The organism is Vibrio sp. 10N.261.51.A4 (genome assembly GCF_041471945.1).
In the GTDB taxonomy this organism is placed as follows: domain Bacteria; phylum Pseudomonadota; class Gammaproteobacteria; order Enterobacterales; family Vibrionaceae; genus Vibrio; species Vibrio crassostreae_C.
Map to the genome: position 1 here is coordinate 1 of NZ_JBFRPJ010000012.1, position 22,133 is coordinate 22,133.

Annotated in this window: 17 protein-coding genes; 7 read left to right on the plus strand and 10 right to left on the minus strand. The window is 45.5% G+C overall.

Annotated elements, in window-relative coordinates:
• Positions 1 to 48: 48 nt before the first annotated feature.
• Both AB4384_RS03675 and AB4384_RS03680 read right to left on the minus strand, forming a co-directional pair.
• Positions 49 to 2,331, minus strand: coding sequence for an acyl-CoA dehydrogenase (locus tag AB4384_RS03675; protein WP_102320605.1), 2,283 nt, complete (start codon positions 2,329 to 2,331; stop codon positions 49 to 51).
• Between the two features lie 55 nt (positions 2,332 to 2,386).
• The gene (locus AB4384_RS03680) at positions 2,387 to 3,016 is read right to left on the minus strand and encodes a TetR/AcrR family transcriptional regulator (RefSeq protein WP_017065403.1); all 630 of its coding nucleotides are present in this window, start codon (positions 3,014 to 3,016) and stop codon (positions 2,387 to 2,389) included.
• A 761-nt stretch (positions 3,017 to 3,777) separates the two neighbouring features.
• Here AB4384_RS03680 and AB4384_RS03685 point away from each other — a divergent pair.
• Positions 3,778 to 5,085 carry a TolC family outer membrane protein gene (locus AB4384_RS03685; RefSeq protein ID WP_017095900.1) on the plus strand — a complete coding sequence of 436 codons (1,308 nt, stop codon included), beginning with the start codon at positions 3,778 to 3,780 and terminating at the stop codon, positions 5,083 to 5,085.
• Complete coding sequence (locus AB4384_RS03690; RefSeq protein ID WP_017060388.1) at positions 5,085 to 5,696, plus strand: OmpA family protein; 612 nt, start codon at positions 5,085 to 5,087, stop codon at positions 5,694 to 5,696. Before AB4384_RS03685 ends, AB4384_RS03690 begins: the two co-directional genes overlap by 1 nt.
• A gap of 220 nt (positions 5,697 to 5,916) precedes the next feature.
• Here AB4384_RS03690 and nhaA read toward each other — a convergent pair whose 3' ends face one another.
• The 5 genes from nhaA to AB4384_RS03715 form a co-directional block, all read right to left on the minus strand.
• Entirely contained in the window at positions 5,917 to 7,080 is a 1,164-nt protein-coding gene (nhaA, locus tag AB4384_RS03695) for a Na+/H+ antiporter NhaA (RefSeq protein WP_372074202.1), read from the minus strand.
• 275 nt (positions 7,081 to 7,355) lie between these two features.
• On the minus strand, positions 7,356 to 8,504 hold the full coding sequence (locus AB4384_RS03700) for a lipocalin-like domain-containing protein (RefSeq protein WP_017068753.1): 1,149 nt from the start codon (positions 8,502 to 8,504) through the stop codon (positions 7,356 to 7,358).
• Positions 8,494 to 10,947: an ABC transporter permease gene (locus AB4384_RS03705; RefSeq protein ID WP_372128910.1), complete on the minus strand. Its 2,454-nt coding sequence runs from the start codon at positions 10,945 to 10,947 to the stop codon at positions 8,494 to 8,496. The genes AB4384_RS03700 and AB4384_RS03705 overlap by 11 nt, the downstream gene beginning before the upstream one ends.
• Entirely contained in the window at positions 10,928 to 11,599 is a 672-nt protein-coding gene (locus AB4384_RS03710; protein WP_017060385.1) for an ABC transporter ATP-binding protein, read from the minus strand. The genes AB4384_RS03705 and AB4384_RS03710 overlap by 20 nt, the downstream gene beginning before the upstream one ends.
• A gap of 122 nt (positions 11,600 to 11,721) precedes the next feature.
• Positions 11,722 to 13,095: an MATE family efflux transporter gene (locus tag AB4384_RS03715; protein WP_372128912.1), complete on the minus strand. Its 1,374-nt coding sequence runs from the start codon at positions 13,093 to 13,095 to the stop codon at positions 11,722 to 11,724.
• Between the two features lie 98 nt (positions 13,096 to 13,193).
• Here AB4384_RS03715 and AB4384_RS03720 point away from each other — a divergent pair, with 98 nt between their 5' ends.
• Positions 13,194 to 14,624 carry a DUF2867 domain-containing protein gene (locus tag AB4384_RS03720; protein ID WP_372104065.1) on the plus strand — a complete coding sequence of 477 codons (1,431 nt, stop codon included), beginning with the start codon at positions 13,194 to 13,196 and terminating at the stop codon, positions 14,622 to 14,624.
• Between the two features lie 125 nt (positions 14,625 to 14,749).
• Here the strand turns inward: AB4384_RS03720 and AB4384_RS03725 are convergent, their stop codons facing one another.
• The 3 genes from AB4384_RS03725 to rsuA all read right to left on the minus strand — a co-directional run bounded on the left by AB4384_RS03725 (position 14,750) and on the right by rsuA (position 17,522).
• Positions 14,750 to 15,409, minus strand: coding sequence for a DUF2913 family protein (locus tag AB4384_RS03725; protein ID WP_017060382.1), 660 nt, complete (start codon positions 15,407 to 15,409; stop codon positions 14,750 to 14,752).
• The gene (locus AB4384_RS03730; protein WP_102333192.1) at positions 15,409 to 16,626 is read right to left on the minus strand and encodes a Bcr/CflA family multidrug efflux MFS transporter; all 1,218 of its coding nucleotides are present in this window, start codon (positions 16,624 to 16,626) and stop codon (positions 15,409 to 15,411) included. The genes AB4384_RS03725 and AB4384_RS03730 overlap by 1 nt, the downstream gene beginning before the upstream one ends.
• 200 nt (positions 16,627 to 16,826) lie before the next feature.
• Positions 16,827 to 17,522 (minus strand): 16S rRNA pseudouridine(516) synthase RsuA, encoded by a 696-nt coding sequence (rsuA, locus tag AB4384_RS03735; RefSeq protein ID WP_017060380.1) that lies wholly within the window; start codon positions 17,520 to 17,522, stop codon positions 16,827 to 16,829.
• Between the two features lie 97 nt (positions 17,523 to 17,619).
• On the opposite strand from rsuA, the gene AB4384_RS03740 reads away from it, so the two are divergent.
• The 4 genes from AB4384_RS03740 (at position 17,620) to AB4384_RS03755 (ending at position 22,113) form a co-directional block, all read left to right on the plus strand.
• On the plus strand, positions 17,620 to 19,362 hold the full coding sequence (locus AB4384_RS03740; RefSeq protein ID WP_102320610.1) for a DEAD/DEAH box helicase: 1,743 nt from the start codon (positions 17,620 to 17,622) through the stop codon (positions 19,360 to 19,362).
• Between the two features lie 180 nt (positions 19,363 to 19,542).
• Positions 19,543 to 19,941 carry a PepSY domain-containing protein gene (locus AB4384_RS03745; RefSeq protein ID WP_017066076.1) on the plus strand — a complete coding sequence of 133 codons (399 nt, stop codon included), beginning with the start codon at positions 19,543 to 19,545 and terminating at the stop codon, positions 19,939 to 19,941.
• Positions 19,942 to 20,002: 61 nt separating this feature from the next.
• The gene (locus AB4384_RS03750) at positions 20,003 to 20,662 is read left to right on the plus strand and encodes a response regulator transcription factor (RefSeq protein WP_102320611.1); all 660 of its coding nucleotides are present in this window, start codon (positions 20,003 to 20,005) and stop codon (positions 20,660 to 20,662) included.
• A gap of 104 nt (positions 20,663 to 20,766) precedes the next feature.
• A complete protein-coding gene (locus AB4384_RS03755; RefSeq protein ID WP_102320612.1) occupies positions 20,767 to 22,113 on the plus strand; it encodes an ATP-binding protein in 1,347 nt (448 codons plus the stop codon).
• The last annotated feature ends 20 nt before the right edge of the window (positions 22,114 to 22,133 follow it).

Here is a 22,133-nt window from a genome sequence, read left to right on the forward strand (position 1 = left end):
TTGTGTATAAGAGACAGCCTAATTAGGTGCCTTTTGTCATTTCTTTATCTAAGCAACGCTATTTAGCTTAGGTTTTAACTCTTTTCGCGTCAAAGTTTCACTGTAATCATGACTGAAGTGGTCAACTTGAATCGCTGCGTAGCGAAGTTTGTCTGCTGCAATGATTTGGTCAACTTCGTCTTGAGTAAGAACATCTGCCGCCAGTGCTTGAGCAAGTTTATCTTGCAATAGACCTTTACGAGCCACTTTGCCCTCTTTCACTGCTTTGAAGATCTTACGTTCGAGAGGCTTGATGCTGTACATCGCATTGAACGCATTCTCCATTAGGCCAACACTATCCTCTTCTTCTTTGCCTATGTAGCAAAGGTGAGTTAGACGTTCACGGTGTGCACCCGGAGTCATCAAGCTTTCTGCCAGTTGTACCGTTAGATTATCACTTGGTTTTTCAAAGTGGTTACCGACAGGGAAAACTAGACCTTTAAGTACTTTACCTACCATCTTGTTCGGGAAGTTTCTGTACGCTTCTTGTAGCGATTTAGCCGCGTTATGGAAACAGTGTTGAATCGCGTAGTGTACGTAGTCTAGGTCAGCTTGTTGACGACCTTCATCTTCATACTTCTTAAGCGCTGCAGACGCCATGTATAGGTAACTTAGACCATCACCTAGACGTGCAGAGATAAGCTCTTTACGTTTCAGTTCGCCACCTAGTGTAAGCATTGCGAAATCCGCACTCACTGCAAGCGCACGGCTCAAGCGAGTTAAGTCTTGGTAGTAAGGCTTCGTTGGACCGCTCATATCCGCTTTAATGAACTTAGAGCCTGTCAATGCCGCACCGAACGCACCAAACGTGTTCTTAGTTGCGTGAGAGATATGCTTGAACAACAAGTTATCGAAATCCTTCGCACCTTGCTTCTCATCTGGGTTTGCTGCCGCTTCCATTTCGCTTAGCACGTATGGGTGACAACGTGTCGCACCTTGACCGAAGATCATCAGGTTGCGAGTTAAGATGTTCGCACCTTCTACTGTGATAGCAACTGGAATACCTAGGTAAGGCGCAGCTAAGTAGTTCATTGGACCATCTTGAATTGCACGACCAGAGTGGATATCCATTGAATCATTCAGGATAGTACGCGCCATTTCTGTCATGTGATATTTCGCGATAGCCGTAACGATACCCGGCTTCTCTTTCATATCGAGTGAAGTAGTTGTTAGTGTACGAGTCGCTTCTAGTAGATATGTTAAGCCACCAATACGACCTAAACTCTCTGCAACTCCTTCAAACTTACCAATCGACATACCGAACTGCTTACGAACATAAGCGTATGCGCCGGTCGTTTTCGCCGTTAGGTGGCCCATCGCCGTGCCAAGTGCGGGTAATGAGATACCACGACCTGCAGACAGACATTCCACCAGCATACGCCAGCCTTTACCTGCGTAATCGGCACCACCGATTAACCATTCCATAGGAATAAATACATCGTGACCGCGTGTTGGACCATTCATAAACGCAAGACCAAGTGGGTCATGACGCTCACCAATCACAACACCTTCGTGGTCAGCCGGGATTAGCGCACAAGTGATGCCAATGTCTTCTTTGTCACCCAGTAGCTTTTCTGGATCGTGCAGTTTGAAAGCCAGACCAAGTACCGTCGCCACTGGTGCTAGTGTAATGTAGCGTTTGTTCCAGTTAAGCTTGATACCTAGCGTCTCTTTACCTTCGTGCATGCCCATGCACACAGTACCGACATCAGGGATACCACCCGCATCAGAACCCGCTTCTGGGCCTGTTAGTGCGAAACATGGGATATCTGTACCGTCAGCAAGACGAGGTAGCCAGTAGTCTTTTTGGTCTTGAGTGCCGTAGTGAGACAGCAGCTCACCAGGACCAAGAGAGTTTGGAACCATTACTGAAACCGCAGTACTGATACTGCGAGTCGCAATCTTAGTTACGATAGTTGAGTTAGCGTGTGCTGAGAATTCACGACCGCCATACTCTTTCGCAATAATTAGCGAAAAGAAACGCTCTTTGCGTAAGAAGTTCCACACCTCTTCAGGAAGGTCTCGATCTTCTTTTACAATTTGGTGGTCATCAAGCATAGCGAGCAAGGTTTCAAGCTCATTATCCATGAACGATTGCTCTTCTGCTGTCAGCTGAGGTTTTGGGTATTGATGCAGCTTAGTGAAATCTGGTTTACCAGAAAACAGCTCTCCGTCCCACCACACGCTACCCGCTTCCATCGCTTCTTTCTCGGTGCTAGATAGTGGTGGTAGTACTTTTTTAAAGAGTTTAAAAGCTGGGTCACTTACCCATTTTTGTCTTAGAGAGCTCATAGTTCAGATCCTTTTGTTCACTATATTGGTTGTGAATGTTTCGCTTTTTATTGTTTTATTCTTCTGCTGACATGCCTGCGGCTAAATATGGAATAAGAATATCGACCACTGCCTTAGCATCTATCTTTCTGTCATAGTCATTCTCTGCAATTTCTACCAGAGCCTGACTTGATGCCATGGTGAATACACAAGTCCCTAGGGTGAAGTGTAATCGCCAAAATAACTGTTCTTGAGTGAGGTTCGGATTCGCCTTCATTACAGATGTCGTAAACAAAGAAAGTACTTCGCTGTAGCGAGTAGTAATGAACCAACGCAAGTGTCCTTGCACATCCGTATAGCCTCTGCCGATAAGTAACATGAATCGGCTTGTACCATTTGGCCTAACATCATTAAGTGCTCTTAGTGGCTGTCTCAACGACTCAAACACGTCACTCATAGAATACGTTTCGTTCAAGTTTAAGTTCACTAATGCATCTTGCAGTGCTGGCATAAATGCTTCTAAGTAACGATTGAGTACCGCACGAACCAGAGTCTTCTTATCGCCAAAGTGATAGTTCACTGAAGCTAAGTTGACATTCGCTTTACTCGTAATCGTACGTAAAGAGGTGTCATTAAAACCGTGCTCAGCAAATAAGCCTTCAGCCACATCTAAGATTTTGTCTTTGGTTGTACTTCTTGGTGCCATTTCAATCACTCGTATTAAACAACTGTTTGAAATATACGCTTAGTACATTTATTTAACAAGCAAGCAACATCACATTTTCACAAATTGGTCGTACCAGTTAATCAAACTCAGCACTAAACGATTGAATCGCTGTGTGTTTATAAAAAAATAAAAAAATAATGAATTTTCTTGGAACTGAAATGGAAATGGAGAGTCCTAAATTAGGTAGAAAACAGCGTATTTAGAAGTTTAACAGGCCGTCAAACTTGTTCTTCTCACTGCTTTCTTAATTACTGCATTTTCCTTATTAACTCCTATACTTGTATCCGCCCAAACCACGTTGGTTTGGGCTTTTTTTTTGTTTGTTGTTTGGGACGAGAGTGAGCCTTACTTACCCCTCTTCACAGCTACTAACTACAACCTGAACAGCGCGACCGCCTCTTTATATGCTGTCATTTCTTCCTAAGAGTCGAACTACCATGCTTGGCACATTGTTATCACTGGAACTCGTATTTCAAACAACCTACTAGCCAACGTTTACCTATCTGAGTCCAAACCTAATACTACGTTTCCTCTATTTACGGTGCATCCATTCGAAGCTTGCCACTTGCTACTATTGGTAAATTAATCAATAAGGATAGAGACTTACATTCGAAATAAAGCCAACAAACTTAGCAATTTCTTGCAGATGTCCTAAGCTTCGTTTAATACCCTTTTCAATTAAGTAGTTAAACGCTTGTTGGGAAGCGGCGGGAGCTTTTAAAAGTAGAAGGAGACCTACTTTGAGACTGTTGAAATTACCTATTATGTGTTGCTTAGTTATTGCAGCTCCACTCTCTGCTCAAACTTTAGAACAGGCCGTAGCCATTACCTTGGCTACCAATCCTGAGATAAAGAGTATCTTTAATGAGTTTGTGAGTGTACGGAAACGAAATGACGCCGCAGGTGGTGCTTATAGACCTAGTATCGACCTGGATGCTGGTATTGGTTACGAAGGCATAAACCCTGCACCAAATAACGGCCCCGATACCGATCTCACAAGAAAGGAAGCGACGATTTCCCTCACTCAGTTGCTGTGGGATGGTTCATCGACTCTCAATGATATTGATCGTACTGCCGCAGAAGCAGAATCGGTTCGTTTGCAATTGCTCGCGGATGCCGAAGACAAAGCGCTAGAGGTCACACAGATCTACTTAGACGCAGTCAAAGCAACTGAAGTTTTAGCCCTTTCGGAAAGTAACCTCGCTATCCACAAGAAAATCTATAAAGACATCAAAAAGCGTGCAGTCTCAGGCATAGGCTCAACCGCAGATGTATCTCAGGTAGAAGCAAGGATTGCAAAAGCTCACGGCAACTTATTAGCCGCACAGAACAACCTAATTGATACCCACACCCAATTTAGAAGAATAGTGGGTCAAGAACCGCTTGGCTTAGTCTACCCAAGAGCCGATATTTCTATGATTCCTCTGTCATTATCAGACGCGCTTGTTGATGCTCTGGACCAACACCCAGTCATCAAAGTCGCGACTGCAGATGTCGATTCAGCGCACTTCCAGTACAAACAATCAAAAGGGGTTAACTACCCGACGTTCTCTATCGAGGCATCTCAATCATGGCGAGATGATGCTGGAGGCGATGAAGGTTCGAGCCAAGAGACTTTGGCAATGTTGAGAATGCGATACAACCTCTACAACGGTGGTACCGATAGTGCTAATTCAGAAGCTGCAGCTTACCAACTCAATAAAGCAAAAGATCTAAGAGATCGTGCTTATCGACAAGTTGAAGAAGGCCTTCGCCTCTCTTGGAGTGCATTGGATCTGACGTTACAACAAAAGAACTTCTTGTCTGATCACGTGGATTCGGCATCAGAAACCGTTATCGCTTATGAGAAACAATATCGAATCGGTAAACGTACGCTACTGGATCTGCTTAACACTGAAAACGAATTGTTTGAAGCCCGCAAAGATTACTTAGATGCGCATTACTCTGAACAGTACGCTAAATACCGTGTAATGAACGCGACAGGCTCTCTATTGAACGCTCTACTGGTCGACATTCCAGACGAGTGGACAACGGCAGTGGAGTATTAATGATGAAGAGACCTTATTTATTACTTTCCGCATTAACGATAACGCTATGTGCATGCTCTAGCCAAAATGAAGAGCCCTACATAGAAACGCCAGAAGCGGAGCAAATTTCTGACCTGCAAGACGATGATAACGATGGTGTGGTCAATGCACGAGACACCTGTCCTGGCACACCAGAGTCGTCTCTGGTAGACAACGAAGGCTGTGGAGAGACGGTTAGCTCGCAAGAAGTCAGACGGCTGAACATCCTTTTCGCCAATGACTCCTATGAAGTTAACCCTATCTTCTCAGATCAAATCACCACTATGGCTGAGTTCTTAGAAACCTACCAAAGTGCATCGATAGAGATTCAAGGTTACGCCAGTAAAGTCGGCGCGAGTCAATACAACTTAGAGCTATCAAAGAAACGCGCTCACCACGTTGAAGATGAACTGTTGTCGAATGGTATCGACCCGAGCCGAGTAAGAGTTGTTGGTTACGGTGAAAACCGCTTAGAGAGCGATGGCAACGATGCTACGTCTCATGCACTGAACCGCCGAGTAACAGCCACAGTTGTCGGACTAAGCGAACAGATCGTCGAGGAGTGGACCATATTTACCACGCTTGAAAAGTAGCGTGACATTGTCACTGTGGATCTAGATGTGACATAGAGCGAGTGTCGAACAACAGCAGCTTAGTTATAAGATCAATAAAGCCGTGATAGGGTTGCCCATCACGGCTTTTTTGTTCTTTGTCGTCACATGAGTCGAGGGAGACTCTGTGACTCTTCTTGCTACTCAGAAGTTGACTTGTTACTCAGTGAGTAGGCTCCCTATTAAGCGAGCCGACTACCGATTATAGTTTTACTTCTTGATGCTTAGTTTTCGGTAGAGAAATACTTAGCAGGAAGTAACCTAAGATAGCTGCAGTCGTTGAGCCCATCAGGATACCTAATCGAGCAAGCGTATCAAACTCTACATTCGTTGGGCCAAATGCTAGTGATGAAATAAAGATAGACATTGTAAAACCAATACCACACAGGACAGATACTGCGAAGATGTTCATAAAGTTCACACCTTCAGGGAGCTTAGCAACACCCAATTTCACCGCACCCCAGCTGAATGCAAAGATACCAAGAGGCTTACCAATCAATAGACCCATAGCGATACCAAGCGGTAGCATACCTGTTAGGCTTGAGATTGAGATACCTTCCAATGAAATACCTGCGTTTGCAAAAGCAAAGACTGGCAAGATTGCAAAAGCGACGTATGGGTGCAGAGCATGTTCTAGATGCTTCAGCGGAGAATGTTCACCTTTATTGCCTTTCAGTGGGATAGCAAAACCAATCACTACACCAGCCAGCGTTGCATGAACACCAGACTTCAATACTGCAAACCACAGAATTGCACCAACAATGAGATACACACTCAGCTTAGTTACATGCTTGTTGTTTAGCATGAACAGCACACCAGTTGCGATGAAACCAACCGTTAACGCAAGCGTTGATAGGTCGCCTGAGTAGAACAGTGCAATGATAACAACAACGCCAAGGTCATCGATAATTGCTAAAGCCAATAGGAACACCTTCAAGCTAACCGGTACACGGTTACCAAGAAGAGCCATAATACCCAATGCGAATGCGATATCAGTCGCTGCTGGGATAGCCCAACCTTGAAGCGCTTCAGGGTTACTTGAATTAAATAGCACGTAAATAAGTGCAGGAGCTAGCATACCACCCACAGCTGCGATAGCTGGGAAGATTGCTGTCTCTTTAGACTTTAATGCGCCTTCTAAAAGTTCGCGCTTAACTTCTAAGCCGATTAGAAGGAAGAAGACAGCCATTAAGCCATCGTTAATCCAGTGAGACACAGACATACCAAGAACGTAACTGTGAAGTACACCTTGGTACATTTCGTTCAGTGGTGAGTTTGCTACAAACATTGCGATCGCCGCAGCGATGACTAGTATGATGCCGCCAGCAGATTCCATTTTAAAGAAGTCACGGATGACGTCGGTCATGATTTCGCCCTTATATTTATTATTTAAATAAACGAATAACAAAGAATAACCACGAGTTTATATCCAAGTTTAATTGATAGATAATCACTTCTTCGGATGTTTAACTTCGGTTTTTCCTACAAATACTAAACAATACGTCGTATATTCCATAATGTTGTTATGCACCATGAATTAAGTATAGATGAGATCATCGAACCTGTATGCACAATTCATTGGGGGACGCTAAAAGGCGCAGGCATAAAAAAAGGCTATCAAATTATAGCCTTAGGTGTTTTTTAGTAGCCAGTTAACTGCATAAAGCCTGTCGCTTCATGACTCCCGCTCGCCTTAATCGGCCCTTCCCAATATGGTATGACAAATGGAAGCCACATATCCCTGCGTATAATACGCGTTGTGAGGTTAATATCATGCTTAGGGACGTTAATGATCCACTGCAAAGGCATCCGTCTTCCATTCATCAACGTTGTATTTTGCAATGGTTGAATGGAAATGTCGGATTCCGTTAATTGGTAAACTTTGCCTGAGCGCGTTGCTAATGTCCCGAATATGTAAGGCAACTGTTGGTTATGACGATAGCGGTTAATGCTCAGCGCTGTGCCGTCATCGAGGTTAAATACAAACCAATCCCAACCTTGTTGGCCCACTCCAAGTAAGCCACTGCCCCACTCTTTATGTACCCACGCAGTTCCTTCCACTTCCTTGGTAACGCCGTCTAGGTTCAACACACCACTCAACGATAAAAATGGAGCGCTGAAGTTATAAGACGCGACAGGTAATAAGTCGTGCTTTTTCTGATAACCGTTATCGCCGTTGAGCACATAGGGCCCTTTTGCAATGGTGTCGAGTTCAAGTCCAAACGTGTCTGTTTGCACTTGAAGGCGTCCTGGGAATGGGGTGTTGCCGAGTGCACGCCAGTTCCAGTTATCAATCCAAAGCCTGAATGGACGATTAGTCATTCCCGCTTGGCCAATGCCGCCACGAGCCATGCGCTGTTCTTTCCATACTTTGGACTTAGAAGAGACCACTACATTTGAGATATAGACTTGAGGGCTTTGCCACCCTGGTGTTTCACGTTCGTCCGTTGCGATACGGAAAAAGCTCCACTGGACCGAATAGTCTTTACCATCATCACCTTTCAAAGATGCAAAGTAATGCCACCACTCGTGCTGAAACTCTGGGTGGAACTTAAAATCTTGTGGTAGCGAAACATTACGGTCTGGCAAAACAGGTTCGAACACATTGAAGTGTTCATTAACCAATATTGAGTTAACTTCATTCACGCCCTTTTCACCAGGATCGATGAAATAGGAGTAATAACCCCAAACACTTAAAAAGATGCCGAAGAAACTGATTAATAGCAGAGAAGACAGAATTCGTTGTCTTAACTTAGTTGAAGTATTCCGTAAAAACATACTAAAGCGCATCCCTCAGTGACTTCATCGGAGTGTTCCGAATCATTCTCATCACTGGTAAAGCACCAGCTAGCATCAATGCTGCCATGGCCCATGCAAATGTCTGCAAATAGTCCCAAGGAATCACTTGTAACTCAAGTGACCACCCAAAAGACTGCTTTATCACGATATCAACAATTAGGCTCGCTAGCGCTAATCCGAGCGGAATCGCAATTAAGGAGGAAATAAGCCCAAACACAAACAACTGCAAACTACCTGTCAGGATCAGTTCTTTCGCCGAGACACCCAAACAGCGCTGCAAGGAAATATGCCTTTGGCGAGACACTTCTCCCGCAACCGTCGCAAAGAAAATACCGAAGACGGCGATAACCAAGGTGATGTTACCTAATGTATCTGCAATCGCGAACGTCCTATCGAACACCCGCATCGCTTGACTGTGGATGTTGTTGTTATCGAAAACGCGCTCGGAGCCAAGCCTGAATACGCTTTCTAATCGGCTGCGAAGCCCTAATGAATTCACATCGTCTTTGAGTATTACCCCAAGGCCGACATTACCCCGCCCTGCAAAGCCATACAGCCAGTTTCGATGCGACATCATGACTTGATGGTAAGGATTACCGTAATCGTAATAAACACCGACAACCTGCCAACCAGAGCCGAGACTATCATAGAGGTCAATGTAGTCGCCAGGGCGAATCCCCAGCTTGAGAGACATCGATTCACTGATCAACACACCTTTAGAGTGATGTAAGTGATACCAGTAATTCGGAATACCTAATTTGATCGTCAGCCCTTCTAGCTCACCTTCAGAAGGCCCCGTACTGACCACCTGAATACTACCGACTGGAGACGCCACATCTTTCTCCCAACGCCACCAAACCGAATCCACTTCAGGTTGGTCAGATAACCAATTACTCATACGAGCAGCGGCATTGTTGGTTGGGTAGATATACAGATCGGCAGCCAAACGCTGTGTTAGCCATTTATCAGTGGTATCTCTAAAGCTACCGACCATGGTTTCTACACCAATATTGGCTGTTAAGGCTAACATAAACGCCATCGTCGCCACGCCACGGTAACTCATACTGGAAGCAGCATCAGCAAAGAACCAGCGAGCGCGAACCCAACGCAAAGAATAAGAGAGGCTGTTAAATAACTTCCACATCAAAAACGGGGTAAATAGCGCCACACTGATCAGCATTAGCGCGATAATCGCAAAACCCGTTTCTTGAGTCTGAGGGGCTTGATACACAGCAACAGCAGCAACCAAGAAGCCACAGCCAATCAACGCTTGCCAAGTGAACTCGGTACCCGCAAAACGCATCAAAGACAAACGAGAAGACAGACGAATCGGTTGAGACTTAAGTAAACGAACCAGTGGCCACGCACACGCTAAGAAAGCACCAATCAATGCCATCAGTAAGCTGTAACCACTCCAACGCCAATTCCAGTCGATCGTTAAGCCGACGTTAGCGTCGTATAAATCGCCCAAGCTTGAAGATACGGCAGGTAACAATTGGTTTGCTAGCATCACGCCAAATACATTGCCGCAGATCCAGCTCAGTACGACCAATATCAACAATTCTAAGCAAAGCGCTTTAGCCAATTGCCAGCCCGATACACCTGTTTGTCTTAAGATTCCGACTAACGGTTGGCGCTGAATAAATGACAACGACATCGCTTGATAGAAAATAAATAAACCAACCACAAACGACAGCATACCCATCGCTTTTAGGTTTAAGTGGAACGCACTGGTCAGCGACTCAAGCTCTGCCTTAGAGCTACGAGAGATCGTCAAACCATTAGGTAACATATTTTTAAGACGTTCAAACTTCTCAGTGGGCATGTCTGAACAAGCAATCACTGAAAGCCCAGCACTGCGTTTAAGCATTCGGAGCAAGGAGATATCCGCAATCAACCTTGTACCATTAATCATATTATTTTGATCAACAACCACAGGACCAAGTTCAGAACCATCCATCAAAGGGATGTAATCACCGTTGTGCCATTCCATGTGTTCAGCAAGATCATCACTGACAAGGATTGGATATGGTGGCTTCATGAGGTTCAAAGCGGTGAGATCTTTTAACGCTATACCAGGTTGTAGCTGAAGCATAGAAACAGGATCTATACCGACAACCATGAAGTTTGCGCCATTTTCATCAGTGATACGATGGTGATCAAGAGGAGAACACTGTTGAAAACCTTCACGGCGAAGTTGGATATAAAAGCCTTGCGGGATTTTATTGGCGTTGTGTTTTGGTCGAATGCGGTAAGGAAGAGGATTCGAAAAGAGCTTTTCGCCATGTGCATAGCTTTGCTTGGCGTGTTGGTTGATAGCAGTAACACCAACCAAAAGTGATACGCCGAGGGTTAAACCAAGCCATACCAAAATAATCTGCAGTGGGTAACGTCGATAGTGACCGAGTAGTGCCTTAACTACGGGCCATAACATGCAGTTGTCCTCCTTGTAGACGGATCCTACCATCCATATGCAGAGCTACTTTTTCACTGTGTGTTACCAACAGCAACGTACATTCTAATTGACGAGCCAAAGAGGTCAGCAAACGCATTACCGCTTCTGCATTACGCTCATCTAAACTACCGGTCGGCTCATCGGCCAGCAATATTTTTGGTTCCATATACAGCGCACGCGCAATGGCCGCACGTTGTTGTTGGCCACCAGACGCTTCTTCAGGGTAACGGCCAAGTAAAGGCATAAGATCTAAAGCAGAGAGAATCTGTCTCCAGAGACCTTTGTCTTCAGGTAAGCCTTTTAACTGGCGGCAAAAACGGATGTTATCGGCAATATTTAACGTTGGCAGTAAGTTGAATTGCTGAAAAATATGGCCAATGTTGTTTCTGCGGTAAGCGGTGCGGTCACGCTCGGTTGAGTCGTGCATATTGAAGTGAGGAAAAGCGATTTCACCTGAGTCCGCTAGGTCTAAGCCCGCGATAAGATTCAGTAAAGTACTTTTACCTGAACCGCTTTCTCCCATTAATGCCAGCTGGTCACCTTGGTTTAATGTTAATTCAGCACCTTGCAAAACAGGGTGAAACTCCCCCCCATCGACATAGCCTTTACATAGGTCTGACAGCTTTAACATTAAACAGCTCGCATTAGTTAGAATTTGGAAGGAGAATCTACACTAATTCCCTGTTATGAGGAAGTATTTTGAAAGATAGATCACACGCCAACGATAAAGTGATGCGATTGGTGCGCCCTACTTCAACTTCCTATCAAGTTTTTAATCCATTTTCTTGTTTTCATGCGATAGAGCGACCCGCCCCACTTGAGGACTTCTTCCGTTAGGAAAAGCAGATATACCCACTCAGGTGGAAACTTAAAATAGATAGCCGCGATGGCTGCCAATGGGATACCGATCACCCACTGAGCAATCAAATCTTGATAGAGGCAGAACTTCACATCACCACCCGCTCTCAACACCCCAACGATCACAGTCAATGGCACCGAGCGAATGACAATACCCACACAGAGGATCAGAATGAACTTCTCTGAGAGGGCTCTGGTTTCTTCCGTCAGTGCGCTAAAGGCATTAAGTATTGGCGTTTGAACGAAATAGAGAAAAACGGCTACAACAATACTAGTTAAGAAACACAAAATTGTTAAGCCAAGCGCTTGATAGTAAACCGCTTCATTGTTTTTCGCACCAAGTTGATTACCCACCAAAACAGCTGCCGCATTCGAAAGGCCAATCAATAAACTCAATGAGATAGATTCAACCGGCGTCATGACCGATAGCGCAGCCAGACCTTGAACGCCCGATTGCCCCATGATCGCGTGGTAAGCAAACAAACCACCCGCCCATGCTAAGAAGTTAAACGTGGTCGGCAGAGACAGCTTCAAGAAGCGAACCACCTTATCAATCGAAGCTGCCGCTTTAATATCGCAAAACTTAAATGCTAATAAATGCTTAGAGAAATAGAGATAACCAAACAAAGTCGCGACTTCAATCGCGCCACTCAGTACCGTCGCAATCGCCGCACCTTTGATTCCAAGCGCAGGAAAGCCTAAGTTACCGAAGATCAGCACCCAGTTTAAGAACACGTTAGACAGGATGCCGATACCGCTGAAAAATGTACTTAGCCCGGGTTTGTGCATCGCTCTCAAACCCACAGCCATACTGCTGACACACGATACCGCTAGCATGCTAAATGACGTAATTACGATGTATTCAACGCCTAAGTTGATGACCTCTTGAGAGTCGGTCGTCACGCCCATGATTTGTGCTGGGAAAGAGACAAAGAAAACAATAGTCAGTAAGGCAAACAACGTCGAAACCAACCAGGTCAGAGCGGTACTTTCTCTCACGCCTTGTTTGTCCCCCGCTCCCCAGTATTGTGCCGTCAACAACGCGCCACCCGTGGTAACACCCACCAGCATAATGGTCGTCACGAACATCGCTCGGCTCGCCACACCCACAGCTGCGATGTCTGCTTCGCCAAGTTGACCCAACATCAATACATCCACCAAGCCTCGGCTTGAAAACATAATGCTCTGCAAGGTGATGGGCAGTGCAATCGCAATAAGCCTGCGAACAAAATCACCTCGTGTGTGATGAATAATTGAAGAGAGCAACATAGAGAGATACCTAAACGGAACGTATTGATGAATAAAGATAAATATCGCGCTATTATATCAATGTTCGGTTTTTAACCACAGATATAAATGGAGTAACAATGAAGAAAGTACTGGTTTTAGGGGCTTCTGGATATGTTGGTTCGCAACTCCTCCCTCTCCTGCTTGAGCAAGGCTATCAAGTTACGGCAGCAGCAAGGCATATCGACTATTTAAAGGCACGGACCGAGCCTCACGAAAGCTTATTGCTTGAGTATCTTGATCTGGCCGATCAAGCTGCGACACAAGCCTTAGTCCCCGACTTTGATCTTATCTTCTTTCTCGTCCATGGCATGGCGGAAGGCCACGACTTTATCGATTATGAGCTGAACTTAGCCCGTAACTTTGTTTCTGCTCTTGGGCCAAAGAATCAACACGTCATCTACCTGAGTTCTTTACAGCCTCAGACTGGTGATTCAGAGCACCTTCAAGCGAGAAAGAAAACCGGCGAATTGCTTCGTAAAGGGCCTGTACCCGTTACCGAACTTCAAGCTGGCGTGATCATTGGCCCAGGATCTGCGGCATTCGAGATCATGCGAGATTTCGTGTACAACTTGCCGATTATGATTGCGCCAAAATGGGTTGACTCTAAAGCCAACCCGATTGCTTTGCAGAACCTGAACCACTATTTACTAAAACTCGCACAAGACACGCCTAGCGAAAGCCAAACCTTTGAGGTTGGCGGGCCGGATATTGTCTCTTACCGAAACCAATTTGCTCATATTGCCAAAACTGCCGATCGTCCACTCAGGCTATGGGCGACATCGCTACTGACACCAAAGATTGCTTCATATTGGTTAGGCGTGGTGACTTCTGTACCGTCTAACATAGGTAGAGCACTACTTGCAGGCTTAAAGCACGACTTCATCGCCAGTTCGACCATCATTAGAGAAAAGTACCCTCAGAAGCTTATCTCGTTCGAAAATATGGTTGAACAAGCCATTCACGCTGAAGGAAACTTTGTCAAAAGCAATGTATGGGGCTTTGATAAAACCGCATTCAAACGCTGGCAAGCTGGGTATGGCTATTACCCGAAGAAAACAGGCGCAAGTATCACCTCAAGCGCTTCATTGGAATCGCTTTGGCATGTTGCTCAGCAAATCGGAAGCCCGAAGCAAGGTTACTTCTTTGCTAACACTTTATGGCGCACACGCGAATGGTTGGATGTTCTTTTCGGTGGCGGTGTACCGGTTCGACAAATGCCAGAAGGGCCCAACCTAAAAGTCGGTGACAAAATCGATTCATGGAAGGTCATTCGCTGTGAAGAGAATCAGTTTTTATCCCTGCTTTTCGGTATGAAAGGCCCCGGTTTAGGGCGACTCGAGATTACCGTCTCTGACCACGGTGACTCTCGCGAGCTGAACATTTCAGCGTGGTGGCACCCTAAAGGCTTTCTAGGGTTACTGTATTGGTTTGCTATGATGCCAGCCCACCTGTTTATTTTTAAAGGCATGGTGAAGGCAATTGAGAAGCAAGCTAAAGAACAGGATTAAAAGCAGATGCGAGATTCGGGTAACGGGATGCGAAAAGACTTAACAGCAAATTAGCGACACGCGCTATGAGAGACAAAAAAGAGCGGATAATTCCGCTCTTCGTATCTCTCATCTCGAATCCGCTATTAGCCGATAACGCTAATTGGGATCTCAGCCAGTTGGTTGCCTTGGTTAGCAGGGTAAACGATGTATTCACCGTGATACTTCACCGCAGACTTATAGTCCGTTACTTTGTGAAGCATGAAGCCCGCTTCCATCGCCGCTTGGATGAACTCAGCATGGTTGCCACGAACAAACCAGTTCATTGGCTTAACCATCAACTCCCCGTCGAAAGAGTCGTCACACTGTTTACCGCATAAAGCAAAAGAGTGCTCGCCATCGGTGAAGAATTGAATCTTGCCGCCAGTCGTTAGCTCGTCTTCACTCGATACGCTCCAACCCATCTCGTACATTTTGTCCATGAACGCTTCAACATCACTGTCTTTTAGCGTTTTAGGCTCTTCGCCTTCAGGGAAAAAACGTCCGTAAAACGCAGAAATACGTTTAAAGGTAAAAGTTAAATCAGAGTTGTTGCCTTTTGAGCGACCCTGTTTCTGCCAGCGAACTAAGTCAGGCACAATCACGCGATCATAAGCTTGGGATTTAATTGCCTTTGTTACCCAACGAACCAAATAAAGGTTGTTCGCGATAGGTGCGTCAATGGCCTTGCCAGACTTATGTAGAGCATATAGCTCGCCTAGCGCATCATTCACTAACTTCTGAATTTCAATATAGTATTTTGACATTATGCCTTCTTTCCTAATGTCCAATATAGTAATGCTGACATTACTGCACATGCAGCCATTACCATAGCCATAGACCCAGCACTGTCACTTGGCAGCATCGCAACGATAGCCCCAACGACAGAACCAGTACCAAATCTTAATGTTCCCGCAAGCGATGAAGCCGTGCCTGCCATGTTTGGATAACCACTGAGCAATAGCCCCATAGAGTTACTGCCGATAGTAGAGATGGTGCCAATAAATAGCATCACAAACGGCACGATTCCCCAAAGCCCGAGATCCAGCGCCCAACCGACAAGTAAACCTACGCCAGCCAGTAATTGGATGACCAACGCTGCCCTCAACATTGTATGAGAACCGACCTTCTTAACGATTCGACCATTGATTGTCGTCATCAGAATCATCGCAACAATGTTCAGACCAAATAGGTAACCAAACAGGTCAGGACGTACGCCATAGACATCAATGTAGACAAAAGAGCCTGCAGTTAAGAATGCAAACATCCCAGAGAACGAGAATGCACCCGAGAAAATCAAGCCCATAGCGGTCGGGTTTTTACATAAACGGGCGTAATTACGAATCGTGGTTTTAAAGCGCAATGGTTGTCGGTTTTCTGCAGGAAGCGTTTCTGGGATCTTCATCGATACCGCCAGAATCACGATCACCGCAAAAATAGCCAGAACCCAGAAAATTGAACGCCAACCGAACCACAACGCTAAGTAACCGCCAATCATCGGAGCAACCAATGGCGCAACTGTCATCACCAAAGTAACGAAAGACATGGTTCTTGCGAAATCTTCACGATCGAACATATCTCTTACCACCGCTTGGATGATAACGGCCGCCGCAGCACCAGCAAAACCTTGAGCGGTACGGATGTAAGTCAGCGCTTCAATGCCATGAGTTGTCGCACTCACCATAGAAGCGATAGCAAACAAGAACACACCAATAAGCAGTACAGGCTTGCGACCATAGCTATCCGCCAACGGGCCATGCAGCAACTGCCCCAGCGCGAAACCTGCGGTATAGGCTGTTAGCGTGATTTGTACCTCACCCGCCGTCACACCAAGATCTTTAGCAATGGTCGGCATCGCTGGCAGATACATATCAATGGCTAGCGGAGTAAGTGCACCAATCGCACCTAGAATCAAAAACAGCACTAAGCCTAATTGAGGTGTTTCTAGTTGGGAGCTTTGGCTCTGTGAGGTCGATGTTTGCATGGTTCTCCGAATGTTCAACTGATAGAGCTAGGGACTAGCGTGAGTACGCGACTCAAAGATTGGCTGAGACTTTCCTAGTACCAGTCAACATCATCAGCCGACGCTATCCATGGTCGGCTTTACAACGAAAGGGCTATGTCCAGCAAAAGTGGTCTCTTGTGAAGAACAATTTCTTGTTAAGAGCAACTTCTAGCTAAGGACTACTTCCAGATTGAATCGACTTCTTCTTGCGTTAGGTAACGGTATTCACCTAACTCTAAAGATTCGTCCATCTCAATTTCGCCAATACGTTCACGGTGTAGTGCTTCTACCTTGTTACCAAGAGCAGCAAACATACGTTTAACTTGGTGGTATTTGCCTTCGTGAATCGTTAGCAGCACTTCACGCTCTGCACGAACTTCTAGGTGTGCAGGAAGTGTTAGGCCATCTTCGCTCTTAAGCTGGATGCCCTCTTTGAATTTTTCAACGTAATCGTCTTCAACAGGTTCAACCAACCACACACGGTACGTCTTCTCGCACTTGTGCTTTGGCGAAGTGATACGGTGAGACCACTTACCATCGTCGGTAATCAATACAAGACCTGTTGTATCAATATCTAGACGACCAGCAAAGTGCAGCTTGTCCATTTTGATTTCATCAAGTAATTCAAACGCGATACGATTTGCGCCATCTTCATGCGAACAAACAAAGCCTTCTGGCTTATAAAGCATGATGTAACGTGGGCCGTGAACATTCAGTTCATTGCCTTGCCATTCCACAACGCACTCTTCAGTTACCTTGAGTGAGCCGCTTTTTTGAATGACATCATTTACTGTCACTGCCTTGGATTTTAATAAGTGTGTTGCTTCTCTTCGAGTGACGCCTAATGCATCGCACAGAAATTTATCTAAACGCATGAATACCTCAACTAATCTAAGTCGGGTATTATAGTCACCTTTGCTCAATTAGTTGAGCTATTTCACACTATTTGTTTTCCTTCTTACAAGACGCGATATGTATACACTCCGCCCGTACCAAGCTGATTCTGTAAAATCAGTGATTCATTACTTCAGAAAACACCAAACTCCGGCAGTGCTCGTGCTTCCGACAGGTGCAGGAAAAAGCCTTGTGATTGCAGAGTTAGCAAGGCTTGCGAAAGGTCGAGTGTTGGTGCTTGCTCACGTAAAAGAGTTGGTTGAACAGAACCATGAAAAGTATGAAGGTTACGGGCTGAAAGGCTCGATTTTCTCTGCGGGTTTAGGACGCAAAGAGACCGACCAACAAGTCGTGTTTGCTTCGGTGCAATCTGTGGTGCGAAATCTCGATTCATTCTCTAACCAATTTTCGCTGTTGGTTATCGACGAATGCCACCGTGTTCCCGATGAAAAGACCAGTAGTTATCAGAAAGTCATCACTCACTTACACGAGAATAATTCGGGCATCAAGGTGCTTGGATTAACAGCGACCCCATATCGTCTTGGGATGGGTTGGATTTATCAATACCACACTCGCGGTCAAGTGCGTTCAGATGAGCCACGTTTCTTCCGCGACTGTATCTTTGAGCTGCCGATTCGTTACCTGCTCGATGAAGGTTTCTTAACTCCTGCACGCATGATTGATGCACCCGTGTTGAGCTATGACTTTTCGCAGTTAAAGCCCGCGAGCACTGGTCGCTACAAAGAAGCAGAACTCGACATGGTGATCGAGCAATCGAAACGAGCGACCCCACAGATTGTCGATCAGATTATTCACCTAGCCCAAGATAAACTAGGCATCATGGTATTCGCTGCGACCGTTCGACACGCGCAAGAGATCCTCGGCTTATTGCCAGAAGGTGAAGCTTCAATTGTGATTGGTGATACACCAACTCTCGAACGTGACCAAATTATCAGCGACTTCAAAGAACGTAAAATCAAGTTTTTGGTTAACGTATCGGTATTAACCACAGGTTTTGATGCGCCACACGTCGATTTAATCGCGATTTTGCGCCCGACAGAATCCATCAGTTTGTATCAACAAATCGTTGGCCGTGGCTTACGCCTATCTCCGGGTAAAAAAGAGTGTTTGGTGCTCGACTATGCGGGCAACAGTTACGACCTCTACCAACCTGAGGTTGGCGACCCTAAACCCGATTCAGACAGTGAAATCATCACCATCCCTTGCCCTGCGTGCGGCTTCAATAATAACTTTTGGGGCAAGCTAGACAGCAATGGCTTCTTGCTTGAGCACTTTGGGCGCAAATGCCAAGGCTACTTTACCGATGAAGACACGGGCGAGCGCGAGCACTGTAATTATCGCTTCCGAGCGAAATATTGCGGTGAATGTGGTGCTGATAATGACATTGCTGCGCGCATTTGTCATGAGTGCGATGCAACCTTAGTCGACCCAGACAAAAAGCTAAAAGAAGCACTGAACCTAAAAGATGCCTTGGTATTTGAATGCTTGGAAATGGACCTCAACGTGCTTAAAGACGAGAAAGGTAAATCACAACTTAAGGTCACCTATCGCGGAGAAAACCAAGCGCAAGTGCATGAGTTTTGGTCATTAACCAGCAAAAAGCAGAAGCAGAACTTCAAAGACCAGTTTGTTCGCCCTCACCTTGCAGACAGACATCGCCCTTTCGAAGAAGCCTCACCGACGAAAGTGGTTGCTCACCAACATAGATTCCGCCCACCTCAATTCGTGATTGCCCGTAAAGTCGGACGCTTTTGGAAAATGAGAGACAAGATATTCGAAGACGAACTACAGCAGCGTTAAGGTTAAGAATAAAAGTAAGTCTTACGTTCTTAACACTCGGCAATTAATCTTATGTATTAAAGCCTGCGCCATTTAAGCGTTAAGTTTTTCGGTATCAAATTCTCATTATTAATCAGGTTCACTTTCTGTTCAGAATTACTTTTTTATACTGAACGCTATCAACCTTCTCTAGGATTCGCTATGTTTAGTAAAGCTATGATTTCTTTGTTTTCTATAAGCTTAGGCTTATTTGTTTCTGCTGGCGCATGGGCTGACTCACATCATAATGGTCATGAATTAGTGCAGGACGTTCATAAAGCAGGAACCAGCATCGAATTTGAAGAAGATCAAGACGAAGTCTATGAAGCCGTACGAGAAGGCTACATTCGCCCTTTCTCAGAAATGTATGCGGCGGTTGAAAACGATCTTCATGGCAGAATCATTAAAGTAGAACTAGAAGAAGATGACGACATTTGGGTGTATGAACTAAAAATCAATTACCAAAACAACATCATCAAAGTCGAATACAACGCTGAGACGTTAGAAATGCTTATGATCAAAGGCCGCAACTTTAAAGACGCAATTAAACACGGCGACTAGTTACGTACGACGAAGAGCTAAGCACGACGAACAGTCATTAGAAGAAATTAGAAGAACAATTATGAAAATTTTAGTCGTTGAAGATGAGCCTCGTTTGGGCCAACAAATTATTGAAACACTTGAGGGGGCCGACTGGGTTCCAGATCTCTCTCAAGATGGTATCGACGCACTCTACCGTGCAACGTCAGAAGAATGGGACGCGATTGTCCTCGATTTAGGTTTACCTAAGCTTGACGGCCTAACGGTATTAAAAGGCATTCGAGACGAAAACATCAACACGCCAGTGATTATCTTAAGTGCTCGTGACACGCTAACTCAACGTGTTGAGGGCTTGAACGCCGGTGCTGATGACTACCTAACTAAGCCATTTGAGATGGTCGAGCTGATTGCCCGTATCCGAGCTCAACTGCGCCGAGCATCAGGCAGTGCTGCTCCGATACTTCAAATCGGTGATCTAAGCCTAGACACACGCAGTTCTAAAGTGTTGTGGCAAGGTCAAGCAGTTAGCCTCACGGCGCTGGAATATAAAGTTGTCGCGTACTTCATGCATAACCAAAACAAGGTTATCTCGCGCACTGAGTTGGTTGAGCATATCTACAAGCAAGACTTCGACCGAGACTCAAACACGGTTGAAGTGTTCATCGGTCGTATTCGTAAGAAAATCGCACCAAAGATCATCAAAACCGTTCGTGGCCTTGGCTACCAACTGAATGCTGAATAGCTCAGTCGTCAATCACGCCAAGAGCAACCATTAATTAAGTGGACAGCCTGTTCTGATCATCGCAATACGATAAGTTACGATGAGCAAAGGCAGGTTGGAAATGCATGAATCTAAAGAAACGAACACTTAAAAACATCAGTTTAAAAAGCCGCTTGCTCCTTGCTGCGGCTTTTTGGCTAGGTGCGATGATATTAGCGGCTGGTGTCGGGATTCCGAAACTGGTTAACGACTACCTCGTCGATGACATGAAGCAGCAGCTTGGCTTAACCATGGATGAGTTAACCGCCAATATCGAAACCAATGACAGTGGTAACCTGATCATGGCAGAGCGTCTGTCTGATCCTAGGTTCAACCAGCCCTACAGTGGTATTTATTGGCGCGCCGCTACCCAAGAGCAGATCATTCGATCTCGCTCGCTATGGGATAAAGACCTCACCATCAAGCGTTCACCGATTCACACATCAGTCAAAGGGCCAGAGAAAGAAAAGCTGATTTACATCGAGCAAGATATCTACCTGCCTGAACTGAGCGACCCTGTCACGATCACCATTGGTATTGATGAAGATCCATTAGAATCCACACTGACAGAGCTTACTGGTCAAGTCTGGTTGATCCTAATGTTGCTGTTTGTTGGCGTGCTGATGTTGATCGGTATTCAAGTCAGTTGGTCGTTATTACCGCTCAGCAAGATGCAACGCGAACTGGTAATGCTAAGAAACGGCGAGCAACAAGGGTTAAGCGATAACTACCCGAAAGAGGTTTCTCCATTAGTCTCTGACCTCAATGCCCTGCTCTTTCACTATCAAGAGTTATTAGAACGAGCTCGTAACCACGCGGGTAACTTATCTCATGCGTTGAAAACACCGCTTTCAGTTCTAAAAAATGAGATAGAGCGACTTCCAGAGGATGACAAGGCACTGCTGCAACAGCCCATTCATCAGATTCAAAGCCAAATTGATTATCACCTTGGCCGCGCTCGTATGGCAGGTGCAATGAACATTCTTTCGGTGAAGTCTTCACCTTGTGAGCGTGTCGAAGCTATCTCAATGGCGTTTGATAAAGTCTACGCTGCCAATCAAGTCACCATGATTAACGAGCTAGACTCTGAGATTGAAGTGGCAGTAGAAAAAACCGACCTTGATGAAATGGTCGGCAACCTACTCGAGAACAGTTACAAGTGGGCGGGCAGCATTATTCGCGTCCATGCAAATGAACTCGACGATGGCAACATAGAGTTGGTGATTGAAGATGATGGCCAAGGCATTCCTGAAGAGAAGCTTGAGCAAGTGACCAAACGTGGCGTCCGACTTGATGAAACCACACCAGGAACAGGCTTAGGGCTTAATATCGTAAATGAAATGGCACACAGTTACCGAGGCAGCCTAACGCTCAGCAAGAGCTCAATGGGCGGCTTAAAAGCTTCTCTGGTGCTTAAAGTAAGTAAAGGCTGAACCAATAAGCCCTAACGTAA